At 71.2% G+C, this 11,541-nt stretch carries 13 protein-coding genes; 7 read left to right on the forward strand and 6 right to left on the reverse strand.

Annotation, left to right across the window (positions count from 1 at the left end):
* A partial coding sequence (locus tag VK923_01835) for a transcriptional repressor (GenBank protein HSJ43406.1) occupies positions 1-352 on the forward strand: 352 nt, incomplete at its 5' end.
* 5 nt (positions 353-357) lie between these two features.
* Here the strand turns inward: VK923_01835 and VK923_01840 are convergent.
* From VK923_01840 to VK923_01860, 5 genes are all read right to left on the reverse strand, one after another.
* Complete coding sequence (locus VK923_01840) at positions 358-1,437, reverse strand: ABC transporter ATP-binding protein (protein HSJ43407.1); 1,080 nt, start codon at positions 1,435-1,437, stop codon at positions 358-360.
* Positions 1,437-2,996: an iron ABC transporter permease gene (locus VK923_01845; GenBank protein ID HSJ43408.1), complete on the reverse strand. Its 1,560-nt coding sequence runs from the start codon at positions 2,994-2,996 to the stop codon at positions 1,437-1,439. The genes VK923_01840 and VK923_01845 overlap by 1 nt, the downstream gene beginning before the upstream one ends.
* A gap of 140 nt (positions 2,997-3,136) precedes the next feature.
* Positions 3,137-4,138, reverse strand: a complete 1,002-nt coding sequence (locus tag VK923_01850; GenBank protein ID HSJ43409.1) for an extracellular solute-binding protein — start codon at positions 4,136-4,138, stop codon at positions 3,137-3,139.
* Positions 4,139-4,314: 176 nt separating this feature from the next.
* Positions 4,315-4,521, reverse strand: coding sequence for a hypothetical protein (locus tag VK923_01855; GenBank protein ID HSJ43410.1), 207 nt, complete (start codon positions 4,519-4,521; stop codon positions 4,315-4,317).
* Between the two features lie 316 nt (positions 4,522-4,837).
* The gene (locus VK923_01860; GenBank protein ID HSJ43411.1) at positions 4,838-5,053 is read right to left on the reverse strand and encodes a dodecin family protein; all 216 of its coding nucleotides are present in this window, start codon (positions 5,051-5,053) and stop codon (positions 4,838-4,840) included.
* A gap of 224 nt (positions 5,054-5,277) precedes the next feature.
* Here VK923_01860 and VK923_01865 point away from each other — a divergent pair, with 224 nt between their 5' ends.
* The 6 genes from VK923_01865 to VK923_01890 all read left to right on the forward strand — a co-directional run bounded on the left by VK923_01865 (position 5,278) and on the right by VK923_01890 (position 10,864).
* On the forward strand, positions 5,278-6,030 hold the full coding sequence (locus VK923_01865; GenBank protein ID HSJ43412.1) for a (Fe-S)-binding protein: 753 nt from the start codon (positions 5,278-5,280) through the stop codon (positions 6,028-6,030).
* Positions 6,027-7,532, forward strand: a complete 1,506-nt coding sequence (locus tag VK923_01870) for a LutB/LldF family L-lactate oxidation iron-sulfur protein (protein ID HSJ43413.1) — start codon at positions 6,027-6,029, stop codon at positions 7,530-7,532. The genes VK923_01865 and VK923_01870 overlap by 4 nt, the downstream gene beginning before the upstream one ends.
* Positions 7,529-8,182, forward strand: coding sequence for an LUD domain-containing protein (locus VK923_01875; GenBank protein HSJ43414.1), 654 nt, complete (start codon positions 7,529-7,531; stop codon positions 8,180-8,182). Before VK923_01870 ends, VK923_01875 begins: the two co-directional genes overlap by 4 nt.
* 125 nt (positions 8,183-8,307) lie before the next feature.
* Positions 8,308-8,823 (forward strand): hypothetical protein, encoded by a 516-nt coding sequence (locus tag VK923_01880; protein ID HSJ43415.1) that lies wholly within the window; start codon positions 8,308-8,310, stop codon positions 8,821-8,823.
* Between the two features lie 1,026 nt (positions 8,824-9,849).
* The gene (locus VK923_01885) at positions 9,850-10,275 is read left to right on the forward strand and encodes a DUF1992 domain-containing protein (protein ID HSJ43416.1); all 426 of its coding nucleotides are present in this window, start codon (positions 9,850-9,852) and stop codon (positions 10,273-10,275) included.
* A gap of 10 nt (positions 10,276-10,285) precedes the next feature.
* Entirely contained in the window at positions 10,286-10,864 is a 579-nt protein-coding gene (locus tag VK923_01890; GenBank protein ID HSJ43417.1) for a DNA polymerase ligase N-terminal domain-containing protein, read from the forward strand.
* 64 nt (positions 10,865-10,928) lie between these two features.
* Here VK923_01890 and VK923_01895 read toward each other — a convergent pair.
* The coding region (locus VK923_01895) for a hypothetical protein (GenBank protein HSJ43418.1) at positions 10,929-11,541 on the reverse strand (613 nt) is incomplete at its 5' end.

Here is an 11,541-nt window from a genome sequence, read left to right on the forward strand (position 1 = left end):
GCGCGCCACGCGCCCCCGCGTCACGATCCTCCGCTGGCTCGACGCCAACCCGGGGCACCACCCTGCCGACCACGTGGTCGAGCGCACGGCCCTGTCACGGGCGACGGTCTACCACGTGCTCGGCCAGCTCAGTGAAGCCGACCTGGTCCTGACCGCCGAGCCGACCGCGGGACCCATGCTGTACGAGACGGCGGCGGATCCCCACCACCACTTCGTGTGCCGCTCGTGTGGACGGATCATCGACGTCGCCTGCCTCGTCGGCCAGACGCCGTGCCTGCACGTCGACGTACCCGGCGCCGTCGTCGAGCACGCCGACGTCACGCTCCGGGGCGTCTGCCCAGACTGCGTCTGACAGGATCAGCCATCCGGTGCGGTGCCGATCGGCGCGACGGCGGCGGGCCGATAGGCGGCGGGGAACGCAGCCAACAGATGACTGGCGTCGACGCTGACCCGCACCCGCGCACCCTCCTCGAGCGCGCGGGTGTGGGGCACCTCACAGCGCAGCTCCCCGCCCCCGTCCAGCACGAGCACGTGCAGCACGTGGGCGCCACGGAACTCGCCGTGGCCCACCGTCGCGTTGGCGTCGCCGGCGATCTCGACGACCACCTCATGGGGGCGCACCATCACGTCGACGCGACCGTCCGCGTCGACGCCCGTGACCGGGAGCGCTCCAACGACGGTGTCGGCGACGCAGCCACGGACCTCGCCGGCGAGCAGGTCGGCCTCGCCGATGAACGTCGCGACGAAGCGCGTTCGTGGCACGTGGAACACCACCTCCGGGCGGTCGACCTGTTCGAGGCGGCCGTCGTTGAGGACGGCGACGCGGTCACCGATCGACAGCGCCTCCTGCCGGTCGTGGGTCACGAAGACCGCCGTGGTCCCCGAGGCACGCAGCACCGCGGCAGTCTCCCGGCGCAGGCGGACGCGCAGGTTCGCGTCCAGGTTCGAGAAGGGCTCGTCGAGCAGCACGACGGTCGGACGCGGCCCGAGCGCCCGCGCCAGGGCGACGCGCTGCTGCTCCCCACCCGACAGCTCGTGCGGGTAGCGGTCCCCCATATGGGCCAGGTGGACGAGGTCAAGCGCCTCGGCGCAGCGGGCACGCCGCCCGGCACCCCGCGGGAGCCCGAAGCTGACGTTGTCCGCCACGGTCAGGTGCGGGAACAACGCATGCTCCTGGAAGACGATCCCCACCCGCCGGTCCTCCGGCGGGACCCACGCGCCGGCACCGGCCACGACGCGCCCGCCGATCGTCACGCGCCCGGCGTCGACGTCGGTCAGCCCCGCGATCACGTGCAGCAGCGTGGTCTTGCCGCACCCGCTGGGCCCGACAACGGCCAGGAGCTCACCGCGTCGGGCGGCGAGCGACACGCCGTTGAGCGCGGTGACGTCGCCGTACCGCTTCGTCGCGTCCTCCAGCTGCAGCACCCGGTCCGGCATCAGGCGTCCCCGCCGTTGGCTTCGGCCACCCGCAGCGTGCCGCGGAACAGCGCGACGACCGGCAGAGCCGCGACCGCCACGATCGTCAGGGCGGGCAGGCCGACGAGGTCCCACAACGATTCGGACGCCAGCTCGTAGACCCAGACCGCCAGCGTCGAGAACCCGAACGGCCGCAGCAGCAGCATCACCGGCAGCTCTTTGAGCGCATCGACAGCAACGAGCACCAGGCCGACGCCGAGGCCGGAGCGGATCAGCGGCAGGTGGATCTGCCTCACTACGCGCCCCGGAGACGCCCCGAGCGTCAGGGCGGACATGGTCATCGCGGGTGTCACCTTGTCGAGGCTGGCCTCGAGGCTGTTGGTCGCCGGGGCGAGGAACCGGACGACGTAGGCCGCGATCAACCCGACGAGGGACCCGGTGATCAGCGTGGCACCCAGGTCCAGGCCGGCCAGGTCGAGCGCAGCGTCGATGCCTGCCAGCACCAGCAGCGTGCCGATCGCGACGACAGGTCCTGGCACGGCGTAGCCGATCGTGGCCAGCCGCGCCAGGCCGCGCGTCGCACGGTCCGGCGTGAGGCGCACGGCGTTCACGACGACGCCCGCGGCAGCGACGCACAACAGCGCCGTGAGCGCGGCGACCAGCACGCTGTTGCCGAGATAGGACAGGTACCGAGGGTCGAAGCCCCCTGCGCTGCCACCGATCACCGACAGGCTCGACCAGCCGAGTAGGCGCAGCGCCGGGACCACGAACCCGACGCCCACGATCAGGGCGCACAGGCCGCTCGCGGCCCACCTGGACCATCCGGTCAACGTGACAGGCGCGACCCGGGGTCCGTGTCCGCCACGCTGGTCGTAGCGCGCACGGCCACGCAATGCGCGCTCGACGGCAATGACCGTGACGGCGAACACCAGCACGATCGCGGCGAGCTCGGTCGCCGCGGCGCGATCGAACATGCCGTTCCACACCTGGTACACCGCGACGGACACCGTCTCGACGTTGAAGTACTGGATCGTGGCGAAGTCGGTCAGCGTCTCCATGGCCACCAGCGCACCACCGGCGGCCAGCGACGGCCGGGCCATTGGCAGGACGACGCGCCATGCGGCCTGCGCGGGACCGAGCCCGAGCGTACGCGCCGCCCCGTAGGTGACCGCGGCCTGCTCGGTCAGGGCGGCGCGCGCGAGCAGGTAGACGTATGGATACAGCGCGACGCTCATCACGAGCACTGCCAGCGCGATCCCCCGCGGCGCGATGCGAACGTCGATGCCGAGGACGGATCGCAGGGCGGTCTGTAGCGGGCCGGGTGCGTCCAGCAGGTAAACGCTGACGAAGGCCAGCACGTAGGACGGCACCGCCATCGGCAGCACCAGCAGCCACGAGAACACCCGCCGTCCGGGGAACCGGTACGCCGCCACGAGCCACGCCAGGCCACCGCCCAGCACCAGCGTGCCGGCGACGACGCCGAACATGAGCACGATCGTCGCGCCGACCATGCGCGCCAGCCCCGTCTGCCAGAGGAAGCGCCAGACCTCCCGGTCCGGGGTGAGGACGCTGGAGGCCACGACGGCGACCGGCACTACCACGAACGCCGCAATCAGCGCCGTCGCGATCCGCCACGAGCGGCGCCTGCCCCGTGGGGCTTCCCGGGCACGCGCCGGCGCGCCCGCCGGTCGTGGCGTGGGCGTCGTGATCGGCCGTGCGCTCACTGGTACCCGGCCTCGGCCATCAGCTCCACCGCCTCGGCGTTCAGGCCACCGAACTCCGCCGCGGTCAGGGGGTCGGTCCTGAAGTCGCCGAAGCCGGCGACCACGGCGTCCGGCGCGACGTCAGGCTTCACGGGGTACTCGTGGTTGCCGGCGACGAAGGCCTCCTGCCCGTCGGTGGCGAGCCACTCGATCAGCTGCGCGCCCAGCTCCGGATCGTCGGCCTCTGCCGTCACCCCCGCACCGGACACGTTGACGTGCACGCCCTGCGTGTCCTGGTTCGCCCAGAACAGCTCGACCGGGAACTCGGTGTCGTCCTGGAGCTCGCGTGCCAGGTAGTAGTGGTTGGTGATCCCGGCGTCGCACGCGTCCGCGGCGATGTTCTCGAGGATCGCGACGTCGTTGTTGAGGATCCTGGCGTTGTCGGCCCAGCCGCGCACGATCTCGAGCGCACGGTCAGGTCCGTGGTTGGCGATCAGGCTCGCGACCAGCGACTGGGTGTAGACGTTGGTCGACCGCCGCAGGCAGAGGCGTCCCTTCCACCCCGGCCCAGCGAGCGCCTCGTACGTCGACAGCTCAGACCGGTCCACGTCGTCGGAGTCGTAGACGATGGTCCGTGCCCGCATCGACAGGCCGTACCACAGCCCGTCGGGATCGCGCAGCTCCTCGGGGACGGCGGTGTCGAGCGTCGCTGACTCCAGCGGCTGGAAGATGCCCTCGTCGGCGGCGAGCGCCAGGTTGCCCGCGTCGACGGTCATGTACACGTCGGCCAGGGTGTCCTCACCCTCGGCCTTGATCCGCTCGCGCAGCTCGGCGTCGCTGCCGTAGAGGAACTCCACGCTGATCCCGGTCTCGTCGGCGAACTGCCCGAACGCCGTCTCGAGGTCGTAGTGCCGACCGGAGTAGACCCTGACGACGTCGTCGTCGGCCTGCGCGCCGGAACAGCCGAGCGTCACGATCGCGAGAGCGATCGCGAGCAGACCGATCCGGGTGGGGCGCATGGGTGGCGATCTTCGTTGCAGGGTCCGGGTGCGCCAGCGCGTAAGCGTTGGCGAAGTTTGGCTAACCTACCCTGACCTGTGGCACTACTCAACGCGCCATTGGTGCGACGTCGATCCCGCCGTTTCCCTCCGGGGTGGGCTCGAGGCAGAGTCGCAGCGGTACGGCCGATCCGGAGTCAGTCGACGGTCGTTCGCAGGGCGAAGGCCGGTCCGACCAGCACATGACCGGCAACGCAGCGGGTGCGGACGTACGGCTCCACCCCACCCTGACCCGGCAGGTGGAACGTCCCCGTGATCTCGCACACCTGACCGCATGCGATGCAGCAGTCCAGATCGAGCTCACGCATGAGCGGACTGGACCGCGTGGTTCGCCGAGCGGCCATCGCCCCTCCCCGATGCACAGGCTTAGGAGAGCCTAACCTAGCTCGCGCCGACCGCCCACGCCAGCCCGATCTCGTTCTCGCCCCGGCCCGTTCGGCCTCGGCCAACAGCTGGTCGACCAGATCGGCGCTGTCGCACTGAGCGCGGGACCCGGACACCCTGGTTCAGGAGCAGGTACGGCACCTCACGGCAGCGACACGGAGCGGTCCGGCGCCGGCGACGACGATCGGAACGCCAATGCGGTCCGATCTTCCGGGTCGGTCCGACCCCTACCAGGGATGCCGCAGGCGGAGACGGGGCTGGCGGCAGGCGGCGTGGCTACCCGTCCGCCTCGTACTTGAACGAGATTGCGAGGCGCGTACGGAACTGCTTGACCTGGCCGTCCTCGGTCGTCAGGTCCTGCCTGACGACCTCGGCGACGCGCAGGTCGCGCAAGGTGCTGGCCGCCGTCTGCACGGCGTTGCGCGCAGCTGCCTCCCACGACTCGGTGCTGACGCCGACGACCTCGGTCACCCGGTAGACGCTGTCTGACATGCCCTCCCCTTTCGTGCGATCTCAGGTAGTGCGACGCTACCGCCGACGACGGACGTGGTAAAGGGGACGCCGGCACATGACCCGTAAGGCGCTGGCTACGATGGCCGACGGCCGCACACTCGGTGTGACGGTCCGGGCATCGGGCAACTGGAGGAGGACAGACGACGCTGCCGGTCCGGCCGGGGCCGCAGCACAGGACCGCGACGACGGAAACGGACTGACAGATGCGGATCGCGTTGTTCGTGACGTGCCTGGCCGACGCGATGTTCCCCGACGTCGCCAAGGCGACGGTGCGGTTGCTCGACCGGCTGGGCCACGAGGTGGTCTTCCCTGTGGCCCAGACGTGCTGTGGTCAGATGCATGTCAACACGGGCTACCAGCGCGAGGCGCTGCCGCTGGTGCGCCGCTATGTCGAGGTGTTCGACCCGTTCGAAGTGATCGTGGCCCCGTCGGGGTCGTGTGTCGGGTCGATCCGCCATCAGCACGCGATGGTGGCCCGCAACTTCGGCGACGAGGCGCTCGCCAAGCAGGCAGAGCGGGTGGCCGGGCGCAGCTGGGAGCTGTCACAGCTGCTGGTCGACGTGCTGGGTGTCACCGACGTCGGCGCCCACTTCCCGCACCGGGTGACCTACCACCCGACCTGTCACTCGCTGCGGATGCTGCGGGTCGGCGACCGCCCGTTGCGGCTGCTGCGCGCGGTCGACGGGATCGACCTGGTCGAGCTGCCCGCCGCAGATGAGTGCTGCGGGTTCGGCGGGACGTTCGCGGTCAAGAACGCCGACACGTCGACGGCCATGCTGGCCGACAAGATGCGCAATGTGATGGCGACCGGCGCAGAGTACTGCAGCGCCGGCGACAGTTCCTGTCTGATGCACATCGGTGGCGGCCTGTCGCGGCTGCGGACGGGCGTGCGCACGGTCCACCTCGCGCAGATCCTGGCCGGGACGGCGGCGCGGCCGTGGCAGGTGGCGGCGTGAACGACGGCGGGCCGTTCCACCTCGGCGAGGACCCGGCCACCCCGCACGCGCCGCGTGGTGTCGGCCATCTCCGCGGCGCCGACGCGTTCCCGACCGCCGCGCGGGCGGCGCTGGGCGACAGCCAGCTGCGCCGCAACATCGGCAAGGCCACCGGCACGATCCGCGCCAAGCGCGCCGAGGTCGTCGGGGAGGTCGCCGACTGGGAGGCGCTGCGCGAGGCCGGACGCGCGTTGAAGGCCGCCACGATGGCGCGGCTGCCCGGCCTGCTGCTGCAGCTCGAACAGCAGGTCACCGCGCACGGCGGCGTCGTGCACTGGGCCCGCGACGCGACCGAGGCCAACGCGATCGTGGTCGACCTGGTGCGGGCAACGGGTAGCGACGAGGTCGTCAAGGTCAAGTCGATGGCCACGCAGGAGATCGGGCTCAACGAGGCGCTGGCCGACGCCGGGATCGCCGCGATCGAGACCGACCTGGCCGAGCTGATCGTCCAGCTCGGCGACGACGCCCCCAGCCACATCCTCGTGCCGGCCATCCACCGCAACCGCGCCGAGATCCGCGAGATCTTCCTGCGCCGGATGCCCGATGTCGACCCCGACCTGACCGACGAGCCGCGCCTGCTGGCCATGGCGGCCCGCGCGCACCTGCGCCGCAAGTTCCTGACCGCCCGCGTGGGCGTGTCCGGCGCGAACTTCGCGGTGGCCGAGACCGGCACCCTGTCGGTGGTCGAGTCCGAGGGCAACGGGCGGATGTGCCTGACGCTGCCCGGCACGCTGATCACGGTGATGGGCATCGAGAAGCTCGTGCCCACCTGGCAGGACCTCGAGGTGTTCCTGCAGCTGCTGCCGCGGTCGTCGACCGGCGAGCGGATGAACCCCTACACGTCGATGTGGACCGGCGTGCATCCCGGCGACGGCCCGACCGACGTGCATCTGGTGCTGCTCGACAACGGCCGCACCGCCACGCTGGCCGACGAGGTCGGCCGTCAGGCGCTGCACTGCATCCGCTGCTCGGCGTGCCTGAACGTGTGCCCGGTCTATGAGCGGACCGGCGGGCACGCGTACGGGTCGGTCTATCCTGGGCCGATCGGCGCGATCCTGTCGCCACAACTGACCGGTGTCGAGGACAACGCGTCGCTGCCGTTCGCCTCGTCGCTGTGCGGCGCCTGCTACGACGTCTGCCCGGTCAAGATCAACATCCCCGAGGTGCTCGTCCACCTGCGCGCGCGCCACGTCGAGGAGCGCCGCGCCAACCGGACGCTGCCGAACGCCGAGGAGGTGGCGATGGCCGCGGCGGGCTGGGTCATGGCCGACCCCGGCCGGTACGCCGCGGCCCAGCGGGCTGCACGTGCGGGGCGGATCCTGGCGGCGGGCCGCGACCGCATCCGCGCACTCCCACCGCCATTGTCGGCGTGGACCGCCGCTCGCGATGCCCCCAAGCCGCCGGCCGAGACCTTCCGCGACTGGTGGACGCGCACGCGCGGCGACCGTGGGGACCGCCGATGAGCGCCCGCGACGAGGTCCTCGCCCGCATCCGGGCGGCGCTCGGCGACACAGCCGACGACCACGTGGACGTGCCGCGCGACTACGACCGGCACGGCCGCGCGGTCGGTGACATCGATCTGCTCGACCTGCTCGACGAGCGGCTGACCGACTATCAGGCACACGTGCGGCGTACACCGCCTGACGGCGTAGCCGACGCCGTCGCACACGCCATCGCCGACGGCCTGACACAAGCTCCCGAAGCGATCGGGTCACCTCCGCGGATCGTCGTCCCGCCAGGGCTACGGCGGGACTGGCTGTCCGTCGTCGACGGCGACATCGTCGCCGACGACGGCCTGACAGTCGACGACCTCGACGGCTGCCGCGGCGTGATCACCACCGCGGCCGTCGCGATCGCCGAGACCGGCACGATCGTGCTCGACAGCTCACCCGACCAGGGCCGGCGGGCCATCACGCTCGTGCCGGACCTGCACGTCTGCGTGGTCCACGCCGACCAGATCGTCGCAAGCGTCCCCGAGGGAGTCGCGCGCCTCGACCCGACCCGCCCGCAGACCTGGATCAGCGGACCATCAGCAACCAGCGACATCGAACTCAGCCGCGTCGAAGGCGTCCACGGTCCGCGCACGCTCGAGATCGTCCTCGTCCGTCCGTGACCCGGCGCAGGACGTTGGTCCTGCGGGAAGCGCATCGAGAGCCCTGGCGCGCCACCGCTTGTCGTAGGAGTGTGATGGCGACGGTCGCGAGGGGACCGTCAGCCAGGTGACGCAGGAGACCGGTCATGAGCGCACGAGGCACGAGCGCACGGGGCACGAGCGCACGGGACACGAACCCACGGGACAGTTCCCGACAGGGACGCGGGCGCCACGACAACGACGCGACGCGGTGGTGGGACGAGGGAACGCAACGGTGGTACGCGACCACCAGCGAGAAGGACGAGCTCGAGATCCACGCCGAGGACTACGGGCACACGTCGATGCTGCGCAGCATCGTGACGACGCTGACCGGTCAGCACGGGACCCAGCGGTACCGGTTCGTCGCCCGCATCCACCACGCGGACCCGCGGTGGCCCGACTCCACGGTTGCCTCGGCGACGTTCCCCGCGCTTGCGTTGCAGCTGCCACCGGACGACATCGACCCCAGGAATGCGTTCGCCGAGGAGATGCGCACATGTCTCGCGGAGCTCGATACGCGGTTGCTCGACGACGGCTGGCAGGCCGCGGGCATGGGTGAGCACTGGTGGTCGAAGCGCTACACCCGCCCAGCGGTCGATTGGGATCAGCCGCTCGACGCCTGAGACACGTCGGGGTGACGACGTCGACGGATGCAGTGCAGCCTGAGGCCGACCTCGTCGGCCAGCGTGGCCCGCGCGGCCGTTGTCGAGCAGCACCAGGTGCGCGTCGGTCGGGCCGTCGCCGCCGCACAGCGACGACGCGAACGGCAGCGACGCGTCCTCGTCCGTCCGTGAGGCCCACCCTCCGGTCGACCAGGGACACCCTCAGCCGGATCGGCGCGGGGGTCAGTGCGAACACGTTCACATCGGCTTCCGGACGACGCCCGAGCGCATCGAGGAAGTCGCCGCGCAGCACGTGGACGGCCGGTGACCCGGGCAGCCGCGCGGCGTCGATGAGGTCGTGCAGGTATGAGTTGGCAGCGGTTCGGTCCTCATCGTGCTCGGCGACCGTGACGAGGTCCCACAGCCCGCCGCCCCAGTTGCGCGTCAGTGTCAGCGCCAGCAGGATCGCGAGGTTGGAGTGGTCGCCGACGTCGAGGTAGCCGATGCCCGCCGACCGGAAGCGGACCCAGAGGTTCACGACGCCGCGTGCGCCGATCCGGCCGGGATGGACGTGCGACACGACGATCACCCCGAGCTTGCGGTCGTGCGCCGCGACCAGTGCGTCGCGCGTCTCCCGCAGTTCGTGTTCCGAACCGGGGAACTCCACCATGACGATGTTGGCGGCGGCGACCGGGTGCTGAGCCTCCATGCCGATGGTCACCGCGTCGCGCATCGTGTCGGCCTCGAGGACCGACCACGACGCGGCGACGCCCTGGTCTCGCAGCTCCCGACCGAGCGTGGCGAGCCGGGTGCCGTCCATCCGTGCTCCGTACCCGACGAGCTTCACACTGCCCTGCGGCGTGGTGACGCCATGGACGAACGGAGCCACGCCGGCCAGTGCGCGAGGGTCACCTGTCGGCACGAGGACGTTGGGCCGCCACGACCGCTCGGCCGACGGCTGACATCCCGCGTCGGGGTGCTAAGGATTGGATGTGACGCAGCGGCCCGCGCACCGGACCGCATCTCCGCACGCGAAACGGCAGTCACGTGACAGCCCGACGACCCTCCGCCCAGCGCGAGACGTGGATCGACCGGCAGATCCGCGAGGCGCAGGAGCGTGGTGAGTTCGACGCGCTCCGTGGTGCCGGCGAGCCGATCGCCGACCTCGATCGCCCGCATGACGCCCTGTGGTGGGTGCGCAAGAAGCTGCGGAAGGAGAACTTCTCCTACCTCCCGCCGACGCTGCAGCTACGCAGGGAGGTGGAGGTTGCCGAAGCCGCGATCGAGCGTGCCCGTTCGGAGCGTGACGTCCGCGAGGTCATCACCGCGATCAATGCCCGCATCCGCCACGTCAACCGCACCGACGTCACTGGACCGCCGTCGACCGTCATGATGCTCGACGAGGAGGAGACCGTCCGCGCCTGGCGTGAGCGCCGGTCCGACGACCCGGGCGCGACGGACGATCCCGCCTAGCCTGCAGCCCATGACCGACGACGCGCTCCGTGCCTTCCTGGCCAAGCGGAATCTCGGCGTCTCGGGTGAACCGGGCGGCGGGGAACCTGGCGACGGCCCGCGGTTCGTGATCCAGCGCCACGACGCGTCGAGCCTGCACTTCGACTTCCGGCTCGAGGTCGACGGGGTACTCAAGTCCTGGGCGGTGCCGAAGGGTCCGTCAACCGATCCGCGCGACAAGCGCCTGGCGACGCCGACCGAAGACCACCCACTCGACTACGCCGACTTCGAGGGCCGCATCCCGGCCGGCGAGTACGGCGGTGGCACGGTCATCGTGTGGGACACCGGTCCGTACCAGAACATCACCGAGAAGGACGGCGAGCTCGTCCCGATGGCCGAAGCGCTCGAGGCCGGGCACGTCAAGGTGTGGCTGCAGGGCCACAAGATCCAAGGCGGCTACGCCCTGACGCGGGTGCGCCTGGGCGGAGACGACGACCAGTGGCTGCTGGTCAAGCTCGACGACGCCGGCGCGGACCGGCGGCGCAAGCCGGCGACGACCGAGCTGCGGTCGGTCCTGTCTGGCCGCACAAACGAGGACCTCGAGCAGTGACGCGGCCTGGGCCGCCACCTCCGCGGAGACGCGGCCTCATCCAGAACCACGGCTGTCGCAGCGGTCACGGCGGTCGGATCCACAGGACGTATGACGCGGGGTGCACCGTACGGGCGACGACGTCCGAGAGTGACGCCTCGACGATGGCGAGGTCGGTCTGGTCACGCAGGCCACGACCGAACCGACGGATCTCCCGCTCGGCGTCGAACCGTGGTCGGTTGAACCGACGATCGATCGCAGCGTGCACCCGGCGGTGCAGCGGGCGGACGACCGCCGCCGCAGCCAACGTCGACGCCGCCACAGCCAGGTCGCTGGTCCTCGGCAGCACAAGGGTCAGCACGGCGATGGCCCCCAGGTAGGCCGCGCCGGCCAGCGTGACCACGACCGAGTAGGTCACCGTCCGACTGATGAGCCGGTCGATCTCGTACAGCCGGTACCGCAGGATCGCCACCATGAACGCCACAGGTAGGGCGACGTACGCGAGCAGGATCGGCATCCACCAGACGCCGTCAACGCCGGCCAGCAGGCTGCCCGCCAGCCCGATCAGCAGCGCGACGACCAGGAACGCGATCGCCGCGAGCACCCACCGGTACTGCCGGCGCGTGCCGGCGGTCGACGCCCGGTACCGGCGCACCATGCCCACGAACGCCGCTGCCAACGCGGCGAACGCCGCCGCG

The organism is Euzebyales bacterium (genome assembly GCA_035461305.1).
Lineage (GTDB): Bacteria > Actinomycetota > Nitriliruptoria > Euzebyales > JAHELV01 > JAHELV01.